Source organism: Shewanella inventionis (assembly GCF_019931735.1).
GTDB lineage: Bacteria > Pseudomonadota > Gammaproteobacteria > Enterobacterales > Shewanellaceae > Shewanella > Shewanella inventionis.
This window is the reverse complement of the sequence record NZ_CP082926.1, coordinates 3161331-3182009: the sequence shown is the minus strand read 5'-3', so window position 1 is coordinate 3182009 and position 20679 is coordinate 3161331. Positions and strand designations below refer to the sequence as shown.

General features: G+C 41.9%; 20 protein-coding genes. 12 read left to right on the top strand and 8 right to left on the bottom strand.

Annotated features, from left to right (window positions below; genetic code table 11):
* Nucleotides 1–218 precede the first annotated feature (218 nt).
* Together K8B83_RS14035 and K8B83_RS14030 are read right to left on the bottom strand one after the other, a co-directional pair.
* Complete coding sequence (locus K8B83_RS14035; protein ID WP_223417452.1) at nt 219–752, bottom strand: NUDIX hydrolase; 534 nt, start codon at nt 750–752, stop codon at nt 219–221.
* A 33-nt stretch (nt 753–785) separates the two neighbouring features.
* Complete coding sequence (locus K8B83_RS14030) at nt 786–1460, bottom strand: pseudouridine synthase (protein ID WP_223417451.1); 675 nt, start codon at nt 1458–1460, stop codon at nt 786–788.
* A 393-nt stretch (nt 1461–1853) separates the two neighbouring features.
* Here K8B83_RS14030 and K8B83_RS14025 point away from each other — a divergent pair, with 393 nt between their 5' ends.
* Entirely contained in the window at nt 1854–4076 is a 2223-nt protein-coding gene (locus K8B83_RS14025) for an NADP-dependent isocitrate dehydrogenase (RefSeq protein ID WP_223417450.1), read from the top strand.
* Nucleotides 4077–4215: 139 nt separating this feature from the next.
* On the opposite strand, the gene cspD is transcribed toward K8B83_RS14025, so the two are convergent.
* Entirely contained in the window at nt 4216–4422 is a 207-nt protein-coding gene (gene cspD, locus K8B83_RS14020; protein ID WP_160052900.1) for a cold shock domain-containing protein CspD, read from the bottom strand.
* 196 nt (nt 4423–4618) lie between these two features.
* On the opposite strand from cspD, the gene clpS reads away from it, so the two are divergent.
* Together clpS and clpA are read left to right on the top strand one after the other, a co-directional pair.
* Nucleotides 4619–4927, top strand: coding sequence for an ATP-dependent Clp protease adapter ClpS (gene clpS, locus K8B83_RS14015; protein WP_223417449.1), 309 nt, complete (start codon nt 4619–4621; stop codon nt 4925–4927).
* A 43-nt stretch (nt 4928–4970) separates the two neighbouring features.
* The gene (gene clpA, locus K8B83_RS14010; RefSeq protein WP_188737028.1) at nt 4971–7229 is read left to right on the top strand and encodes an ATP-dependent Clp protease ATP-binding subunit ClpA; all 2259 of its coding nucleotides are present in this window, start codon (nt 4971–4973) and stop codon (nt 7227–7229) included.
* Between the two features lie 254 nt (nt 7230–7483).
* On the opposite strand, the gene infA is transcribed toward clpA, so the two are convergent.
* The 3 genes from infA to aat form a co-directional block, all read right to left on the bottom strand.
* On the bottom strand, nt 7484–7702 hold the full coding sequence (gene infA, locus K8B83_RS14005; RefSeq protein WP_011496276.1) for a translation initiation factor IF-1: 219 nt from the start codon (nt 7700–7702) through the stop codon (nt 7484–7486).
* A 78-nt stretch (nt 7703–7780) separates the two neighbouring features.
* Complete coding sequence (locus tag K8B83_RS14000) at nt 7781–8500, bottom strand: arginyltransferase (RefSeq protein ID WP_223417448.1); 720 nt, start codon at nt 8498–8500, stop codon at nt 7781–7783.
* Nucleotides 8490–9197, bottom strand: coding sequence for a leucyl/phenylalanyl-tRNA--protein transferase (gene aat / locus K8B83_RS13995; protein WP_223417447.1), 708 nt, complete (start codon nt 9195–9197; stop codon nt 8490–8492). The genes K8B83_RS14000 and aat overlap by 11 nt, the downstream gene beginning before the upstream one ends.
* Nucleotides 9198–9309: 112 nt before the next feature.
* Here aat and K8B83_RS13990 point away from each other — a divergent pair, with 112 nt between their 5' ends.
* Nucleotides 9310–9738, top strand: a complete 429-nt coding sequence (locus tag K8B83_RS13990) for an outer membrane lipoprotein (RefSeq protein WP_223420070.1) — start codon at nt 9310–9312, stop codon at nt 9736–9738.
* An 82-nt stretch (nt 9739–9820) separates the two neighbouring features.
* On the opposite strand, the gene K8B83_RS13985 is transcribed toward K8B83_RS13990, so the two are convergent.
* Nucleotides 9821–10168, bottom strand: coding sequence for a hypothetical protein (locus tag K8B83_RS13985; protein WP_223417446.1), 348 nt, complete (start codon nt 10166–10168; stop codon nt 9821–9823).
* Nucleotides 10169–10443: 275 nt separating this feature from the next.
* Here K8B83_RS13985 and K8B83_RS13980 point away from each other — a divergent pair, with 275 nt between their 5' ends.
* The gene (locus K8B83_RS13980) at nt 10444–11226 is read left to right on the top strand and encodes a Nif3-like dinuclear metal center hexameric protein (protein WP_223417445.1); all 783 of its coding nucleotides are present in this window, start codon (nt 10444–10446) and stop codon (nt 11224–11226) included.
* A gap of 42 nt (nt 11227–11268) precedes the next feature.
* The gene (locus K8B83_RS13975; RefSeq protein ID WP_223417444.1) at nt 11269–13212 is read left to right on the top strand and encodes a monovalent cation:proton antiporter-2 (CPA2) family protein; all 1944 of its coding nucleotides are present in this window, start codon (nt 11269–11271) and stop codon (nt 13210–13212) included.
* A 387-nt stretch (nt 13213–13599) separates the two neighbouring features.
* On the opposite strand, the gene metG is transcribed toward K8B83_RS13975, so the two are convergent.
* Nucleotides 13600–15651, bottom strand: a complete 2052-nt coding sequence (gene metG / locus K8B83_RS13970) for a methionine--tRNA ligase (RefSeq protein WP_188737019.1) — start codon at nt 15649–15651, stop codon at nt 13600–13602.
* A gap of 154 nt (nt 15652–15805) precedes the next feature.
* On the opposite strand from metG, the gene apbC reads away from it, so the two are divergent.
* From apbC to tmk, 6 genes are read left to right on the top strand one after another with little or no spacing between them, the layout of a single operon-like run.
* Nucleotides 15806–16921: an iron-sulfur cluster carrier protein ApbC gene (apbC, locus tag K8B83_RS13965; RefSeq protein WP_188737017.1), complete on the top strand. Its 1116-nt coding sequence runs from the start codon at nt 15806–15808 to the stop codon at nt 16919–16921.
* Nucleotides 16922–16930: 9 nt separating this feature from the next.
* Nucleotides 16931–17569 (top strand): uridine kinase, encoded by a 639-nt coding sequence (gene udk, locus K8B83_RS13960; protein ID WP_188737015.1) that lies wholly within the window; start codon nt 16931–16933, stop codon nt 17567–17569.
* Between the two features lie 22 nt (nt 17570–17591).
* Nucleotides 17592–18176 carry a dCTP deaminase gene (dcd, locus tag K8B83_RS13955; protein ID WP_188737013.1) on the top strand — a complete coding sequence of 195 codons (585 nt, stop codon included), beginning with the start codon at nt 17592–17594 and terminating at the stop codon, nt 18174–18176.
* On the top strand, nt 18176–19006 hold the full coding sequence (gene pabC / locus K8B83_RS13950; protein WP_188737010.1) for an aminodeoxychorismate lyase: 831 nt from the start codon (nt 18176–18178) through the stop codon (nt 19004–19006). Before dcd ends, pabC begins: the two co-directional genes overlap by 1 nt.
* Nucleotides 19006–20019 (top strand): endolytic transglycosylase MltG, encoded by a 1014-nt coding sequence (gene mltG / locus K8B83_RS13945; protein ID WP_188737008.1) that lies wholly within the window; start codon nt 19006–19008, stop codon nt 20017–20019. The genes pabC and mltG overlap by 1 nt, the downstream gene beginning before the upstream one ends.
* Nucleotides 20016–20663, top strand: a complete 648-nt coding sequence (gene tmk, locus K8B83_RS13940; RefSeq protein ID WP_188737006.1) for a dTMP kinase — start codon at nt 20016–20018, stop codon at nt 20661–20663. The genes mltG and tmk overlap by 4 nt, the downstream gene beginning before the upstream one ends.
* Nucleotides 20664–20679 lie beyond the last annotated feature (16 nt).

Here is a 20679-nt window from a genome sequence, read left to right as displayed (position 1 = left end):
AAAACCATTGAATAAAGAGAGTATGTATATGGTGGTGTCTGTTAACGGTTTCAAGGTAATGATTGAAATTGACTGAGCTTGAAAGCCGCTAAACAAGGTCAAAAATAAAGTAAACTTTATCTTATCGTGTAAACATTGCATTTGTGCGGCGCATATTCTACCACGCATTCTAGCGCTGGGCTATCTTGAAGCACCGTCAATATAGGGCTAAAACTGAGCTAACGGGTGTGCAAATAATCCGCATTAAGCAAGGATAATGGTAAATGGTGCGGACAAGGTTTTGCATTTGTTTTTTGCGTCAAGTCTCTGATCGCTGGCGGCGATTGGTCTAATAATCCGGCTTGCTGTATATAGTCATCAATACTTTTGAGCACGAGCGGGCTGCGTAATTGATCGCCTAACTCACTAATTTGTTCGCGAGATAACCAATGGGTACGGGTAATGGCGCTATCGAGTGGCGTGGTTTCAATCGGTTGGTCAAGGGTAATGCAAAAGGTGTAACGTACAAACGCGAGTTCATCACTGGTACTAAATTGATAAATACCCACAATGGCTTGCGGTTCAATGTCCAGCCCTGTTTCTTCTAAAACTTCACGAGAACAGGCATCTATAAGTGACTCGTTTGCCTCTAAATGTCCTGCGGGTTGATTAAATTTCACCTGACCATTAATGACTTCTTCGACCAGTAAAAACTTGCCTTGGCTGTATATCACACAGGCAACCGTGGTGTTGGGTTTGTAGCGTTGAGTCATTGATGTCATTCCTTGTTAGCCGTGTTTATTGGTTTATTGGTTTATTTGCTTGTATTGGCCACTTTGTAAATCATCTAGACACCATTGACCTATTTTATAACGGATTAATCTTAAGGTTGGGTGGCCTACATGAGCGGTCATTCGTCTAACTTGACGATTTCGACCTTCACAGATTTGTACCTCAAGCCAGGTAGTAGGGATTGATTTTCGCTCTCGTACGGGAGGGACGCGTGGCCAGACATCGGGTGCGTCTATTATTTGTACTTTTGCAGGTAAGGTCATACCGTCTTTGAGTTCAACCCCATCACACAATGCTTGTATGGCAGCTTGGCTCGGTGCACCTTCAACTTGTACCCAATAGGTTTTAAAGGTTTTTTTAGTCGGCTGGGTTAACTTAGCTTGCAATTGGCCGTCGTTGGTAAGCAGTAATAAGCCTTCGCTGTCTCGGTCTAATCGTCCTGCGGCGTAAACATCACTTATTGGAATGAAGTCTTTAAGGGTTTGGCGACCTGACTCATCGGTAAATTGGCAAAGCACATCAAATGGTTTATTGAACAACACGATAATAGGATTTTCGACAGCAGGTTTCGCTGGGCTTTTACGTCGAGTTATTCTGTTTGTGCGTGGTGATTTTGCCGATAGCGAATTGGTACGACTATTTTGGGGCGCCGTTTTTTTAAATGAATTGAATTTACCTGAGTTTGCCATAAAGGTATGGATACTATCCTGAGTTGTTTAATGGAGTTTGCATTAACGGGGTTTGTAACAAGAAATAACATCTTTTGTGTCAGTTTACTGTGTATTCGCCCTTAGTGGAATTTGAAAATTGCCAAGAATGATCTATGATGTGCGCCTAAAAATTGTGATCTGTACCTAATTTGTCTGTTGCTGATGGCGTGTTTTAACAAAACGCTCCATCGCAACGCGAGAAAAATATAATAAAAAATGGGATAGGGGATTTCACATACTAAGCTCACATAGGATGCGTGCTCTAGTTGCAAATCAAGGTTCACTCAGGTGAGTGTTATCCACCAAAGCCCGTCAAATGCTTATACAATTTATTCTAATAAGTTATTAATTTACAATAATGTAGGAAATAAAATGAAAGATAACACTCCAACGATCATATACACTGAAACCGATGAAGCACCAGCGCTTGCTACCCTGTCTTTATTACCTATTATCCGTACCTTTACTAACGCTGCTGGCGTAAAAGTAGAAACCCGTGATATTTCTTTGTCAGGTCGTGTTATTGCTAACTTCCCTGAAAAATTAACAGCGGAACAGAAAATTGCTGATGCGTTAACGGAGTTAGGCGAATTGGCTAACCAGCCTGAAGCTAACATTATTAAGTTACCTAATATTAGTGCGTCAATTCCGCAGTTAAAAGCATGTATTGCTGAGCTACAGGCTAAAGGCTATGACATTCCAAACTACCCAGATGAGCCAAAAACTGACGCAGAAGTAGAAGCTAAATCGCGTTATGACAAAATCAAAGGCAGTGCGGTAAACCCAGTATTACGTGAAGGTAACTCAGACCGCCGCGCGCCAACATCGGTTAAAAACTACGCTAAGAAAAATCCACATTCAATGGGTAAATGGGCAAGTGATTCAAAGTCGCATGTTGCACATATGAATGAAGGTGACTTCTACGGTAGCGAGCAATCTGTGACGTTAGCCGCAGCAGACAAAGTTAATATCGTGTTAACCCAAGCTGATGGCAAAGAAGTGGTACTTAAAAGTGGCTTAGCCTTACTTGCTGATGAAGTTATCGATGCTGCTGTAATGAGCAAAAAAGCGTTAGTTGATTTTTATACCCGCGAAATTGAAGCGGCTAAATCAGAAGATGTTTTATTATCGCTTCACTTAAAAGCCACCATGATGAAAGTGTCTGATCCTGTGTTATTCGGTCACGCTGTGAAGGTGTTTTTCAAGGATGTGTTTGACAAGCACGGCGAATTATTTGCTGAGTTGGGTGTTGATGTAAACAATGGTTTTGGTGATGTTTATGCCAAAATCAAGTCACTTCCTGATGCTAAGCGCAGCGAAATCGAAGCGGATATCGCTGCCGTTTATGCTGCACGTCCTGCATTAGCGATGGTTGATTCAGACAAAGGTATCACTAACTTACACGTACCAAGTGACATCATTATTGATGCCTCTATGCCTGCAGCTATTCGTTCATCTGGTCAAATGTGGGGCCCAGACGGTCAATTAAAAGACACTAAAGCGATGATCCCAGATCGTTGCTATGCCGGTGTGTACCAAGAAACCATCGCATTTTGTAAAAAACACGGTGCATTTGACCCAACAACCATGGGTAGTGTACCAAACGTAGGTCTTATGGCTCAAAAAGCTGAAGAATACGGTAGCCATGATAAAACATTTGAGATCAGCGCCGCAGGTACTGTGAATGTAATCAATCAAGCTGGTGATGTGTTAATGAGCCACAAGGTTGAAGCTGGCGATATTTACCGTATGTGTCAGGTAAAAGATGCACCAATCCGTGATTGGGTTAAATTAGCCGTTAGACGTTCTCGTTTAAGCAACACGCCTGCTATTTTCTGGTTAGACAGCGCTCGAGCACACGATGCTGAGTTAATCAAAAAAGTGACAACATACCTCGCAGAAGAAGATACATCAGGCCTAGATATTCAAATTATGTCTCCTGTTGAAGCAACTCGCGTGACGTTAGAGCGCATCATCAAAGGCGAAGATACTATTTCTGTTACTGGTAACGTGTTACGTGATTACCTAACCGATTTGTTCCCAATTCTTGAGTTAGGCACAAGTGCTAAAATGCTATCAATCGTACCGTTAATGAATGGCGGTGGATTGTTTGAAACTGGCGCGGGTGGTAGTGCACCTAAGCATGTGCAACAAGTTGAAAAAGAAGGCCATTTACGTTGGGATTCTTTAGGTGAGTTTTTAGCACTGGCAGCATCATTAGAACATTTAGCCCAAACGGCTAACAATCCTAAAGCTCAAGTACTAGCAGACACCTTAGATGTGGCAATTGGCGAGTTCTTAGATAGCAACAAGTCACCTTCGCGTCGTGTAGGTGAGTTAGATAACCGTGGTAGCCACTTCTACCTTGGGCTTTACTGGGCAAATGCTTTAGTGAAGCAAACAGCCGATACTCAACTAGCTGAACATTTTGCGCCTTTAGCACAATCGTTATCTACTAATGAAGCTGTTATTTTAGCAGAGCTTAATGGTTCACAAGGCCCAGCGGTTGATTTAGGCGGTTACTACCGTTTAGATGCCGCTAAAGCTGAAAAAGCCATGCGCCCAAGTGCAACATTGAACAAACTTATTGGTTAATGCTTACTGGTTAATGATTGTTAAATAGGGCCCTTACCTGCGGTGTGGGCCCTTTTAATGACTCAGTAATGCTTATTTTGAACAATAAAAAAAGACAGGGATTAAAATCCCTGTCTTTTTGTTTTATAGTCTCAACCTACTATTTTGTAGGTGAGATGGCTGAAGCATGCATTCCTTTAGGACCTTCTTCAACTTCGAAGCACACAGGTTGACCTGCTTTTAAGGTTCTGTAACCTTCCATTTCGATAGTTGAATAGTGCGCAAATACATCTTCGCCACCCTGATCTGGGCAAATAAACCCGAATCCTTTGGCGTTGTTGAACCACTTTACAGTTCCGTTTGCCATACTTCCACTTCCTTCTGTTGTCTACTTACCAGTAAGATAGTAAAACTTATTATCCAGCGGTCTATTTTTCGCCGCCTGACAAATAGAATGAAATTTGTACGAAAAGATGTCAAGCATAAATTAACAAAAAGACAACATTTAATTAATTTAATAATATCAAGTGGTCGGGAACCAAACGAGAGGCTAGTATTAAACAATGGCAAAATTAGGCAGTGTAGAACATACAGAAGAAAAGGTTGAATCTGAGCTACAACCCCCCAATATGTATAAAGTGGTGCTAAACAATGATGATTACACCCCGATGGATTTTGTGGTTGAAGTGTTACAACGTTTCTTTGATAAAAATGAACAGCAAGCTGTTGATATCATGTTAGCGATACATCACCAGGGCAAAGGATTGTGCGGGGTTTTTCCATTTGGGATTGCCGAAACAAAAGTTTTTCAAGTAAATCAGTTTGCAAGAGAAAACCAACATCCGTTACTGTGTACATTAGAGAAAGCATAAAAATCGTTTTCTTACAGTCTGTGGTTAAATTTAGGGGGTGCTTATGCTGAACAAAGATCTGGAAGTCACCTTGAACCTAGCGTTTCAGCAAGCTAGAGATTCACGTCATGAATACATGACGGTAGAACATTTATTATTAGCGCTTATTGATAATCCTGCGGCCTATGAGGCATTGATTGCTTGTGGCGCAGATGTTAATCGTCTGCGTGAGGAAGTTGCTAATTTCATTCAACAAACCACACCCATTATTGCCGAATCATCTGAAGAGCGCGAAACCCAGCCAACATTAGGGTTTCAGCGAGTACTTCAACGAGCCGTGTTTCATGTGCAATCCTCTGGTCGTAATGAAGTGACAGGTGCCAATGTACTTGTGGCTATATTTAGTGAGCAAGAGTCGCAAGCTGTATATTTACTGCGCCGCAATGAAATTACCCGTTTAGATGTGGTTAATTTTATTTCTCATGGCATGAGCAAAGATGAAGACAAAGGTGAATCATCTGAACAAGAGCGCATTGAGGACCAATCAGAAAATAGTGAAGATCGCAGCATGCTAGCGCAGTTTGCCTCGAATCTTAATCAGCTTGCTAAAGAGGGAACAATCGACCCATTAATTGGTCGTGATGCAGAGATTGAGCGCGCTATTCAAACCTTATGTCGTCGCCGCAAAAACAATCCGTTGTTGGTCGGCGAAGCGGGCGTAGGTAAAACGGCGATTGCCGAAGGGCTAGCGTATCGAATTGTCACAGAGCAAGTGCCTGATGTGATGGCCGACGCCACAGTGTACTCGTTAGATTTAGGTTCATTATTGGCCGGTACTAAGTATCGTGGCGATTTTGAAAAACGCTTTAAAAGCTTGTTAAAAGAATTGTCTGCAGACGAGCATGCGATTTTATTTATTGATGAAATTCATACCATCATTGGTGCGGGGGCCGCTTCTGGCGGTGTAATGGACGCGTCTAACTTACTCAAACCCTTGTTATCAAGTGGCAAGTTACGGTGTATGGGCTCAACGACGTTCCAGGAGTATCAAAGTATTTTTGAAAAAGATCGTGCATTAGCGCGTCGATTCCAAAAAATTGATATTAATGAGCCGTCGGTCGCTGAAACCACCAAGATTTTGATGGGCTTAAAGTCGAAATACGAAGAATATCATGGTGTGCGTTATACCCAAGCAGCCATTAGCAGTGCCGCGAGCTTGTCGGCTAAACACATTAATGATCGTCATTTACCTGACAAAGCCATTGACGTGATTGATGAAGCCGGTGCCCGTATGGTGATGATGCCGCAAAGTAAACGCAAAAAAACCATTGGTCAGGCTGAAATCGAAGCCATTATTGCTAAATTAGCACGTATTCCTGAGAAGTCGGTATCGTCGACTGACAAGGATATGTTACGTAACCTTGAGCGCAACCTTAAGATGGTGGTGTTTGGTCAGGATAAAGCGATTGAGAGCTTAAGCGCGGCTATTCGCTTATCTCGCAGTGGTTTAGGTTCAGAAAAAAGACCTGTGGGTAGCTTTATGTTTGCCGGCCCAACCGGTGTGGGTAAAACAGAAGTCACCAGCCAGCTAGCGTCATGTTTAAACCTTAAGCTTATTCGTTTTGATATGTCTGAGTACATGGAGCGCCATACTGTGTCACGTTTAATTGGCGCACCTCCTGGGTATGTTGGCTATGATCAAGGTGGTCTGTTAACCGATGCAGTGATTAAAAATCCACATTGTGTGGTGCTACTTGATGAAATTGAGAAGGCGCATCCTGATGTGTTTAACTTACTTTTACAAGTGATGGATCACGGTACATTAACCGATAACAATGGCCGCAAAGCCGACTTTAGAAACGTCACTTTAGTGATGACCACCAATGCCGGCGTGCAAGAGACCATTCGTAAGTCGATTGGTTTCCAGCAGCAAGACCATACTCAAGATGCATTAGCGGAAATCAACAAAGTATTTTCACCTGAGTTCCGTAACCGTTTAGATTCGATTGTGTGGTTTAACCATTTAGATATGACCGTTATCGCTAAAGTGGTTGATAAGTTCTTAGTTGAACTACAAGCACAGCTTGATGATAAACGAGTGACTTTAGATGTTAGCGACGAAGCAAGAACCTTACTTGCTGAAAAAGGCTATGACAAGTCAATGGGAGCACGCCCTATGTCACGCGTAGTCACCGAATTAATTAAGCGTCCATTAGCGGATGAAATATTATTTGGTGTACTAGAACGTGGTGGTATTGCACACATAGACGTCAAAGATGGTGAAATTAATATAGACTGCGAAGCTGCTGAAAAAGTGTCTTAAACAGATTTTTAACAGCGTCTTTAACAAGAAAAAGATGACCGATAGGTCATCTTTTTTTATCTGTGTTTACAGACTGGCGTTAATCCCGCCCATCACATTCATTATGTCATCGGTAAAGAACGTTAACGCTTCTTTACGTGGCAATCCATCTATTGGATGTTTACTGTGTGATCAAATAATGGATACGATTGGCGTTAGATACCTCAACAAAAAAACCGACTTTGAGTCGGCTTTTACAATGTTGAGGCTAGCGATTAACGTGCGCGGAAGACGATACGACCTTTTGATAAGTCATAAGGAGTCAGCTGAACCGTGACTTTGTCACCCGTTAAAATACGGATGTAGTTTTTGCGCATTTTGCCAGAGATGTGGGCTATCACCACATGACCATTTTCCAGCTCTACGCGGAACATTGTGTTTGGCAAGGTCTCAAGGATAGTGCCCTGCATTTCAATGTTGTCTTCTTTCGCCATTAATAAGTTATCCCATTAGCCTTCAAATATGAAAAATCGGGCGTATCATGCCCCAAAAACGCTTAACTGTAAAGGGTGTTAACAAGAAAGAGGCTCAAGATCTTCGCTAATTTTCCAACCTTGTGGTGTTAAAATTTGATACGGCCGATATTGACGCTTGTAACGCATTTTCCGATTTTGATCAATTTGATAGCCTAAATATAAAAATCGTTTACCCATAGACTTAGCCAATTGACATTGAATCAAAATCATCAGTGAGCCCAGAGATCTATTGCTGTAGTCAGGGTCAAAGTAGCTGTAAATCGCCGAAAAACTGTGTGGCATATTATCCGTGACAGCCACAGCAATTAATTTGTCTTTATCAAACACTTCGATAAACATTGGCGGTAACCAATCTGACAATAAAAAATCATCGTATTGGTTTTGTGATGCCGGATACATTGGGCTATCGTTATGACGTTCGTTAATGTAACGTTGATAAAGCTCAAAATGTTCAGGCCGGGTGTGATAGTTTACTTTCCAATGTAAATCCTGGTTATTTTTTAAGGTTCTTTTTTGGCGTTTAGACAGGGCAAAATCGTGCACGTTTAGGCGAATAGATTGGCATGCCTGGCAACTGGGACAACGCGGTTTATAAATGGAATTGCCGTTACGACGAAACCCCATTGCCAGTAATTGTTCAAATAAATGAGCATCTAGATGCTGCTCCTGAATGACTAATAACTGCTCTTTATTGCCTTCGATGTAGTTACAATCAAAAGGGTGGCTGATCCCTACGCTGACAGATTTAGAATTCAATTAACACCTCTTGTGGGGCCCATATTGACGCAGCAATTGTGTTGTCTCTGTATTGATGCAGCAAGTGTAAAAAATCAGCTCTAGGTAATGCTTTAGCGCCTAAACTGAGTAAATGCGGGTTCATTACTTGAGCATCAATCAATTGAAAATCGTGTTGAACAAGATGCTGATTCAGTATAGCAAATGCCGCTTTTGATGCATTAGTCTGCCGATGAAACATTGACTCACCGCAAAATACTTTTCCAATAGGCAGGCCATATAATCCACCGACTAAATGTTCTTGATCCCACACCTCTATAGAATGGGCTTTGCCTTGAAGATGCAACTCGTAATAAGCCATCTGTATTTCGGCAGAAATCCAGGTTCCATCTTGTCTATTTCGCGGCGCAGCACAGCCTGCCAACACATCTAAAAATGCATGATTAATGGTATAGCGCCAGCTCGACTTTTTAAGGAACTTAAGCAGACTTTTACTGCCAAATGGCGCTGTAGGCTTAAATACAGCTCGAGGATCAGGTGACCACCATAAAATAGGGTCGCTGGCATTAAACCAGGGGAAAATGCCCTCATAATAGGCCTTCATTAAGCGCTGCGGTTGTAAGTCTCCGCCAATGGCGAGTAATCCATTGGGCTCTGTTAGCGCATGTTCAGGCGACGGAAAGCCGATCGATTGATTTAAATAGGACAGTGAGTTCACAATTGAGTATATTAATTGGCATACCTTAACGTTAACTTAGCGGAAAATAGCGATGTTTAAAATCATAACTGTCACCGGAAAGTGTTTTTTTGCTGTATTGTTGACATTTTGCATGTTGAGCAACCTGGCAAATGCCGCTTATGAGCGTAATCAGGCCGTACCAGTTGAAAAAGTCGTGTATGGCACCATTGAGAGCGTGAGACATTTAACTGAAAAGCAATTAATTGAAGACAGCCACAGTGGTTGGAAAACCTTTGGTGGGGCGTTAATTGGCGGTGTAATAGGGCATCAATTTGGTAGTGGTTCTGGTCAAGATGTTGCCACAGTGCTTGGCGCGTTAATTGGCGGCGGCTTAGGCAGTCAGCATGGTCGTTCAGCTTATTATTTAGAGAATAAACTCGTCGAATTAATGATAACTCTGGAAGATGGAAACCAAGTGATGGTGATTCAAGATCTCGACCCTGGCATGAGTTTTAACACTGGGGATGAAGTTCGGGTGGTGTACTTAACGGGTTATGTTAGAGTTGATTTAGCGATGTAATCTGGCCGGTTGAATTAACCATAACGCAAAAAGGAGCCTAGGCTCCTTTTTGATTTATACCAATCAGTTAAGCGGTATTAAGTTAGAATCCTCGTGGCAAAGTTTGATTGCCAGCGGTGTTTTCAAGTTTTTGACGCCATAACTCTTTAGGCGTTAACCCACCAGATGTCGTTGTGGTTTTTTTACTGGGTTGTTTCTTAGCGGGTTTCGCTTGTGCTTTAACCGCAGGTTTTGCGTTAGTCGCTTTAATTTCAGTGTTTGTTGCACAAAGCTCACTATGCATGGTTTCAAGTTCGCTAAAACGTACCGATTTACCACCGTCGATTTTATACCAGCTGCCAGCTTGTTCAATCGACACAGTGTTGCCTGATTGTTTTTCAAGTGCCATTTGCAGTTGGCTGATGACCTCTTCTTTAGTCAATGTTGTCATAGTTAATAACCTATTTGTTATCATGTTAAATGAAGGTTGTTACTAATTTTAAAGGATTAACCATACAAAAGTCCAATTAGTCGCCATAGTTGTATGTTTATCACTCGAAAATAGCATATTGTCAGCATTTATCACTGCTATGGTCAAAATAATCTGGCGCAAGTTACATTAAGGCTTATAGACGGTTACACTGTATTTTTAAATGCCCTTTTAGCGCTTTGCAGCGGGAAGGAACCGTTAGTTTTTATGACAAGGTCTCATTTTGTAGGAATTTTATGTCAACATATCATCAAGGTCATTCATCTATTTCTCGTCAACAATTAGCGGCTTATTTAGATGAGTTTTTAAATGTGTCTGCGTTTAAAGATTACGCGCCAAATGGATTACAAGTGCAAGGTAAGTCGACGATTAACACGATTGTCACAGGGGTCACAGCCTGCCAAGCTTTAATCGACCAAGCTGCTGCTGTCAATGCTGATGCCATTTTGGTTCATCATGGTTTTTTTTGGAAAAATGAACCTGAAATCATCACAGGTATGAAGTATCGCCGAATTAAAGCCTTGATGGATAATGACATCAGCTTGTTTGGTTACCATTTACCATTAGATGCACATCACGGGATAGGTAATAATGCACAGCTCGCACACCAGTTAGGCATTTTAAGCCCACGAGTATATGAAGCCGTTGCGCAAGATTTATTGTGGCATGGTCATTTAGAGAAGCCGTTATCGGCGAATGAATTTAGCCAATTACTTGCTAGGGTTCTTAAACGTGAACCATTGCATATTGGTGATGCCAGCAAGCCAATTTCTACCCTTGCCTGGTGTACTGGCGGGGCTCAAGACTATATCGATCATGCTGCACAAATGGGCGTTGATGCCTTCATTAGTGGTGAAGTGTCAGAGCGCACTTATCATGCAGCAATGGAGCAGGGCATTCATTATTTTGCTGCGGGGCATCATGCTACCGAACAGTTTGGCATTCAGGCGCTTGGGCAACACCTTGCCAGCAAATTTGATTTAACCCATCATTTTATTGATATTGTTAATCCGGTGTAATTTGATTACGTCGAGTCGTCGTGTTGTGTCTAAGGAACGTTAATGACGGAATATTTTTTACAGGCGTTTATTTATCTAACTGCTGCTGTGATAGCGGTACCGTTAGCGAACAGGCTAGGTTTAGGGTCGGTTTTAGGCTACTTGATTGCAGGTGTGGTCATTGGCCCTATTGTTGGACTGGTTGGCAGTGAAACCAATACTATTCAGCACTTTGCTGAGTTTGGTGTGGTCATGATGTTGTTTTTGGTCGGGTTAGAACTTGAGCCAAAGATGCTGTGGGCTATGCGTAATCGTTTGCTGGGTCAGGGCGGTTTACAGGTTGCTGGCTCTGTGGTGGCTGTGATGACCTGCGCAATATATGCCGGTTATCAAAACTCAGTTGCATTGACTATGGGCTTAATTTTTTCATTGTCATCGACCGCCATTGTATTGCAAACCTTGTCAGAAAAGCGTCTTAATAAAACCCATGCAGGTAAAAATGCCTTTTCTGTTTTATTATTTCAAGATATTGCCGTTATCCCCATGTTGGCGTTTATTCCGTTATTGGCCTTGCCTGAGTTGGTTGAAAAGGCCCAATCTGCAGCCAGTCATTTGAGCGAGCAACATGAACAATTAAGTTTAGTGGCTTCATTACCGGGTTGGGCTTATGCCATTGTGCTTTTGCTGGCTATTGGCATTGTTGTGCTAGGCGGACATTACTTGAGTCGTCCGTTGTTTAGAATGGTGGCAGAGTCTGGTGCGCGGGAGATTTCAACTGCGGCTGCGTTAATGTTAGTTATAGGTATCGCGGCGCTAATGAGTCTGGTAGGGATTTCTCCTGCGTTAGGGACATTTTTAGCCGGTGTGGTATTAGCCAACAGTGAGTTTAAGCACGAATTAGAAGCCAATATTGGGCCTTTTAAAGGGCTATTGCTGGGGCTGTTTTTTATTACAGTAGGTGCAGGTATTGATTTTTCTGTGTTGTTTGCAAGCTTTGGCGAAATCATACTCATTACGTTATGTGTCATGGTAATCAAGGCGTTAGTGCTATATTTTCTTGCTTTGATATTTAAGATAAAAGGCAGCGACCGCTGGTTATTTACCCTAAGCCTTGCGCAAGCCGGTGAGTTTGGTTTTGTGTTATTAAGCTTTAGTGTACAGCAACATGTTATACCAACCGATATTGCACAAACCTTATCGATTGTGGTTGCGTTATCGATGTTTTTAACGCCTGGTTTGTTTATTTTATTTGATAAAGTGATTTATCCGCGTTTCCAAGTTAAAACCAATCAGCGTGAACAAGATAATATTGATGATGAAGGGACGGTGATTATTGCCGGTATTGGGCGTTTTGGTCAGGTGGTGAATCGTTTTTTAGTGTCTAATAATATTAAAACTGTGGTACTCGATTACCAGGTATCGCAAGTTGACACTATTAGACGGATTAATACCAAAGCCTATTACGGCGATGCAACGCGTCCAGATTTATTAAAAACCGCAGGTATTGAAGAGGCCTCACTTTTTGTTGTGGCTATCGATAATAGAGAAAGTAGTGTTGAGTTGGTGAAATACTTACATCACACATACCCTAAGTTAAAGATAGTTGCCAGGGCGTTTGATAGAGGCCATGGCCATTTATTAAAAGAAGCGGGTGCCGATGTGGTTGAGTCTGAAACGCACCATTCAGCATTGGAGTTAGGGGTATCATCAATGCAGTTGCTTGGGCACACAGAAGAGTCTGTGTTACGGCGTAAACTCACCTATAAACGTATCGAAAAAGAAGCTTCAAAGCGTTTATACGAGTTTTGGTTAACTGAGTCTGAAGGCGAAAAGTTTAGTAATGATTTTATTACATTATTTATGCGTTATGAAGAAAGGTTAAAGCAAGCAATGGATGAAGACAGTGTCTTGCATCAAGCAAGTGAGGAACATAATACTCCAACGTCAAATAATTCCAGTGAACATCTTGCAGAAAAAGCAAAGTCAGAAACCTGTGCGAATCAATAAAATAGTATTTTATTAATTTAGAGCGTGTTGATCTTTTTTTGATAAAAACAAGTGCAACACGCCCTGATCCAACCATTTTAATTTAAGTCAAAATTGACACGCTTTAGGTACGTCGTTGATTGTTTGATGCCTTTTAATGGCTTCGCATTGATACCTGTCAGGATAAATAAGTGATCAGAGTGCGAAGATAAAATCGCTTAAACGAAGGCAGAAAATGCAACGAGCTCATTGTTCTCCCTTCAAAATGTCTAACGACGTAATAAGCGATGTTAACCAGTAAGCATGATCACACTCTTGTGCTGATTGGTGTAAAACCGATACAAACTTAGCCATAAAAAAGACCGCCGAGGCGGTCTTTTTTGCTTTGTTTATTATCCCGAGCCCAGGTTATTTTACCCGCATGCCAGGTTGTGCACCTTCATGTGGCTCTAAAATAAACAGGTCTTTTCCACCAGGTCCTGCCGCTAAGACCATGCCTTCTGAATCGCCAAACTTCATGGTGCGAGGTGCAAGGTTAGCCACCATCACAGTTAATTTGCCGACTAAATCTTCAGGTGCGTAGGCTGATTTTATCCCAGCAAACACTTGTTTGGTTTCGCCGCCTAAATCCAGTTCTAATCGTAATAACTTATTTGCCTTCTCAATATGTTCAGCCTTACTGATCCGTGCAATTCGTAAATCGATTTTTGCAAAATCATCAAAGCTTATCTCTGGGCTGATTGGATCGAGTGCTAACTGATCTACCGTTTGCTCAGTGGCTTTACTTGTTGGTGCATCGGTGTTACTTGCTTGCAAATTTTCTTTTGATGCTTCGATAATAGCTTCGATGTTTTTCATTTCAATGCGCTGCATTAATGCTTTAAACGGTGCTATTTCATGTTCTGCAAGATCTTGGGCTAAATTATCCCAGGTTAATGTCAGTTGCAGGAAGCCTTCAACATCTTGGGCAAGTTTAGGTAAAACAGGTTTAAGGTAAGTGACCAAAATGCGGAACAAGTTTAATGCATTACTGCACACTTGATGGGCTTCTTCTTGCTTGTCGTCTTGTTTAACTAATTGCCAAGGCGCTGCATCGGCTACATAACCGTTTGCGATGTCTGCTAAAGCCATAATTTCTCGCATGGCTTTACCAAACTCACGTGTTTCGTAAAATTCGGCAATGACTTCACTTTTAGCCAAAAACGATTCAGCCAGGCTATTGTCTGTAATTTTTGCCAGTTTTCCGTCAAAACGTTTACTGATAAAACCTGCCGTACGAGAGGCGAGGTTGACCAGTTTGCCCACTAAATCGGAGTTAACACGCTGAGCAAAGTCTTCTAGGTTTAAATCGAGGTCGTCGATACGGCTATTGAGCTTAGCGGCATAATAATAACGCAAATATTCTGGGTCTAAATTATCAAGGTAAGTACGAGCTTTAATGAATGTCCCTTTCGATTTAGACATTTTTGAGCCGTTAACCGTCACATAACCATGGGCATAGACGCTGGTAGGTTTACGCAAGCCGGCACCATCAAGCATGGCTGGCCAGAACAAGCTATGAAAGTAGACAATGTCTTTGCCGATGAAGTGATACACTTCTGCGGTTGAATCTATGCCCCAAAAGTCGTCAAAGTTGATGTCGCCACGTTTGTCGCATAAGTTTTTAAATGAACCCATGTAACCAATTGGTGCATCTAACCATACATAAAAAAACTTGCCCGGTGCATCTGGGATTTCAAAGCCAAAGTAGGGAGCATCGCGTGATATATCCCATTGCTGTAAGCCTTGCTCAAACCATTCGCCCAGTTTATTGGCCATTTCTTGCTGCAATGAACCCGACTGGATCCATTCTTTAAGCATGCCTTCAAATGCTGGTAGATCAAAAAAGAAATGCTCAGTGTCTTTCATCACAGGCGTTGCGCCAGACACGGCTGATTTAGGATTAATCAAATCAGTTGTGCTGTAGGTTGCACCACAATTGTCACAGTTGTCGCCATATTGATCTTCAGACTTACATTTTGGGCAAGTGCCTTTAACAAAACGGTCTGGTAGGAACATGTTTTTTTCAGGATCGTATAATTGCGAAATGGTTTTGGTTTTGATGTAGCCACCATCTCGCAATTTTAAATATATGCTGTTTGCTAATGTGCGGTTTTCGTCACTGTGGGTACTGTGAAAGTTATCAAATTGAATATTAAAATCAGCGAAATCTTGCTCGTGCTCTTTTTGCACTTGAGCAATCATTTGTTCTGGTGTGATGCCCATTTGCTGTGCTTTTAGCATGATAGGCGTGCCGTGGGCGTCGTCTGCACAGATGTAATAACATTCATGTCCACGTAGCTTTTGGTATCGTGACCAAATATCCGTTTGGATATATTCAAGCATGTGGCCAAGGTGGATAGGACCATTAGCATAAGGTAAGGCACTTGTGACCAGTATTTTTCGCTGTGATGTCGTCATTTTGTCTCTATATCAAATTACACCCAAATATGGCTCAATCGTAACTTATTGACTGACATTTTTCATCAAAACATGACTTAAAAAGTGTATTAATCGCTATTTTTTTACTAAGTTCTGATACACTTGTAAAAATTTCATGTTCGGAGCGGTGGTTTTGATTAAATCCCATACAAATTATCAATTAAGTGATGAATTATTGTCACCAGTGTTAGATATTTTAGAGGCATTTGTTGACCCTTATTTACATAAAGGCCTGGTTTCTGCTCAATGTGTTAGCGCTTTATCAATAACAGGCAAACGCCTACAGCTTGGTTTAGTTTATCCTTATCCTTGTATGACTCAATACCGCGATACCGTGATGGCAATTACAAACCGTTTAGCTGTGTTAGATGCCATTGATGAAGTTGAATGTGAAATCGATTTTCAGCCTAGAGTTTACTCTGCATTACCTTCAATAGCGCCAATTCCTAATGTAAAACAAGTGATTGCGGTTGCATCTGGTAAAGGTGGCGTGGGTAAATCAACCACCGCAGTCAATTTAGCATTAGCCCTTAAAGCCGAAGGTGCTCAAGTGGGCATTTTAGATGCTGATATTTATGGCCCATCGATTCCTTTAATGTTAGGTATTCCCAATTTTCGTCCACAATCGCCAGATGGTAAGCACATGACAGCTGCCACTGCTCATGGCGTGTCTGCTCAATCAATTGGCTTTATGCTCAGTGGTGATGAAGCCGCTGTATGGCGTGGACCAATGGCCGCTGGCGCCTTGGCGCAATTATTAAACGAAACACAATGGCCAGAGCTTGATTACCTCATCATTGATATGCCACCTGGTACAGGTGACATTCAGTTAACCTTGTCGCAAAAGGTGCCGGTCAGTGGCGCGGTTATTGTGACCACGCCGCAAGATATCGCTTTAGCTGATGCTAAAAAAGGCATCACAATGTTTAATAAAGTGAATATTCCTGTGCTCGGTATTATCGAGAACATGAGTTTTCATCTTTGCCCTGAGTGCGGTCATAAAGAGCATCCTTTTGGTACCCACGGTGGCAGTCAAATTGCACAAAAATATAATGTTCCATTACTTGGTTCATTACCATTGCATATCAATATTCGTGAATCTATGGACAATGGCACACCAAGTGTAATTAGTGAGCCAGAAAGTGAAGTGTCAGGGATTTATCGCGAAATCGCCCGAAAATTAGGGGCGCAGTTAGCACTTCAACATGTTACATCAACCGTAAAAATTAGCATATCAGACGACGAGTAAGGTTAAGAGATGAATTCTCAGCAGTGTGTCATTATTGGGATTGCCGGTGCGTCGGCTTCAGGCAAAAGTTTAATTGCCAAAACCATTTTTGAAGAGTTGTGCAGTGATTTAGGCACTAATCAAATTGGTGTGATTAACGAAGATGCCTACTATCGTGATCAAAGTCATATGACCATGGAAGAACGGGTTAAAACTAATTATGACCACCCAAAAGCGTTAGACCATCAGTTATTAGCGACTCATTTAATGCAGCTTAAACAAGGTGAGGCGGTTCATATTCCTTGTTATAGCTATACAGAGCACACTCGCACTAGCGAAACTATCGACATGCAACCTAAAAAAGTGATTATTTTAGAAGGCATTTTATTATTAACTGATCCTAAATTACGTGATTTAATGGACGCCACCGTATTTATGGATACCCCACTAGACATCTGTTTTCTAAGGCGTTTAACTCGTGATGTTGCTGAACGCGGCAGAACGATGGAGTCGGTCATTTCTCAATATAAACGTACTGTTAGGCCAATGTTTTTACAATTTATTGAGCCATCAAAACAATATGCTGACATTATTGTGCCTCGTGGTGGTAAAAACCGTATTGCTACCGATATTTTAAAAGCCAGAATACAGCATTTATTAGCCAAATAGCCTTTCAGGGAGAGAGTGCCGTATGCGTTTAACAGATATTGAAATTGAACAGTGTTTAGATAATGGCACAATAGTCATTGACCCGCGCCCGAATAATGAGGCGATTTCAGGTGTCAGTGTTGATGTCCGTTTAGGGAGTCAATTTCGTGTATTTAAAGACCATACCGCACCCTTTATTGATTTGAGTGGCCCAAGTGCAGAAATGCAGATGGCCCTCGATCGTGTCATGAGCGATAAAATCGAAATAGCTGAAAACGAAGCGTTTTTTCTTCATCCAGGAGAGTTAGCGCTCGCGGTCACTTTAGAGAGCGTCACGTTGCCAGCAGATATCGTTGGCTGGCTAGACGGGCGTTCGTCTTTGGCACGCTTAGGGTTAATGGTTCATGTTACGGCGCACCGAATTGACCCAGGTTGGCAAGGGAAAATCGTTTTAGAATGCTACAATAGCGGTAAATTACCTCTGGCACTTCGCCCGGGTATGACCATAGGCGCATTAAACTTTGAACGTTTAAGTTCGGCTGTTGCCCGTCCTTATAACACTCGTAAGAGTGCAAAATATAAAGATCAGCAAGAAGCGGTAGCAAGCCGGATAAGCCAGGATAAGTAATGACTTCAGTTTGGGTGAACCACGTTGAACAAGGACGCATAAGCCCTTTTGATCGAGGTTTAGCTTATGGTGACGGTGTTTTTGCTACAATGCGAACCGCTTGCGCTCATCAGACTGCCGCAGTTTTGTATATGGATTTGCATTTACAACGTTTACAACAAAGTAGCCAACGTTTAGGTATTCAATGGCAAGCCAACGATTTGCTTATTGACCAATTATTATCGTTGGCAAAGGCGTACCCTGATCATTGCATTAAGCTTGTGTTAACGCGTGGAGAAGGCGGGCGAGGTTATCAAGCTCCCGATATAGCCAAGTTAACTGAAGTGGTTTCGGTTCATCCTATACCGAGTCATTACGCTCAGTGGCAACAACAAGGCATTTCACTCGCAACATCCCCCATTAGGTTAGCTCGCCAGCCACTGCTCGCAGGGATGAAACATTTAAATCGCCTCGAACAAGTATTGATAAAAACTCAACCATTAATCGCTAATACTCAAGATTGGTTAGTATTGGACACAGATGGTTGGGTTATTGAGTCATCAATGGCAAATATTTTTGCAATAAAAGAGGGGCAAATTTTCACACCAGCCATGACACATGCTGGCGTTAGTGGTGTTATGCGCGAACAAATGATTGATCAATTATTAACAGCAGGATTCGCCGTAACAACAAAGCCGTTGCGATATGAAGATATTTGCAGCGCCGATCATATTTTTATCACAAACAGTTTATTTGGTGTTGTAGATGTTAACACCATTGACCAATTTCAATTTAGCCGTTGGACGCTGACATCGCGATTCAGGCAAGTTCTGAGTGTAGATTTACCATAATGAAGAAAACGATAACAACAAGACTACTTGCTAGCTTAATTCCTTTATTTGCCATTTTTTGCTTGAGTGGCTATTGGTTTGCAACTGACTTAATTGCATTTCAAAAGCAGCCTTTGCTTATTACACAATCACAGCCTTTGAAAGTAGAGTCAGGTACATCAGTCATTAAGCTGGCTCAACAACTTGAGCAGCAAGGCCTGATCCAAGACAGTTGGAAAGTAAAATACCTTGTCAAATTGGAGCCGAAATTAGCAAGTATTAAAACAGGCTACTATCAATTATTGCCAAGCGATACGTTAGAAACGTTATTTAAACGCTTACGTCTAGGCCAAGAAGCGGTATTTACCTTGACACTCATTGAAGGTAAATCAATAAAAGAATGGCAACACACTTTCGCTAAAAGCGAACACCTGGTATTTGGGACTGATGACTTTAATCAGGTCCTGATTAACAACGGTGATACTTCAGGATTACCTGAGGGTAAGTTTTACCCTGAAACGTTTCACTACCATGCAGGCGATAGTGTGCAAACGGTATTGCAGCGCAGTTTTGACATGATGCAAATGAGCCTTAAGCAAGCTTGGGAAGGGCGTGATGCTGATTTAGCACTGACGTCTCCTTACGAATTGTTGATTATTGCATCGATTATTGAAAAAGAAACAGGTAAACCTGAAGAGCGTGATTGGGTTTCTGCCGTGTTTAATAATCGTCTTAAAAAAGGCATGCGCTTGCAAACTGATCCAACGGTTATTTATGGCATGGGTGACCGCTATAAAGGCAACATTACCCGTAAAGATTTACGTGAGGCTACGGCATTTAATACCTATCAAATTGATGGTTTACCGCCTACTCCCATCGCTGCGCCAAGCCGTGCATCATTATTTGCAGCGGCTAATCCTGCCAAAGTGGATTACTTATATTTTGTGTCTAGAAATGATGGCAGCCATGTTTTTTCTGCAACGTTAAAAGCTCATAACCGCGCAGTAAATGAATTTCAGAGAAAGAAAAAATGATAACTCAACCGGGTAAGTTTATTGTTATTGAAGGGCTTGAAGGCGCAGGGAAATCAAGTGCTATCGCCTTAGTTAATGACCTTATTGAGCAGCACACGGGGCAAGCGCCGGTATGTACACGTGAGCCAGGTGGCACCCCACTTGCTGAAAAAATACGAGATTTAGTAAAAATTGGTGACGATAGCGATCCATTGTGTGACGAAGCAGAATGTTTATTGATTTATGCTGCCCGTGCTCAGCTTATTGCAAATGTTATCAAACCTGCACTTGCTAAGGGACAATGGGTTTTAGGAGACCGTCATAACCTATCATCGTTGGCGTATCAAGGCGGTGGTCGTGGGTTAATGCCATTAGTGACAGCGGTGAGTGATGCGTGCCTTAGTGGCTTTACGCCTGATTTTACGCTTTATTTAGACATTGAACCTAGACTTGGATTAACTCGGGCAGCAGATCGTGGCAAACTGGATAGAATAGAGCAGCAAGCTATTGATTTTTTTGAACGGGCTAGACAAACCTATTTACAGTTAGCTTTGCAAGATGACACCATAGTGGTGATAGATGCAAGTCAGTCGATGGAGAAAGTGCATCAAGATATTCGTCATCAATTAATGAATCGTTTGCCTCTATTACAAAGCAAGGACTAACTAGATTTGATAAGAG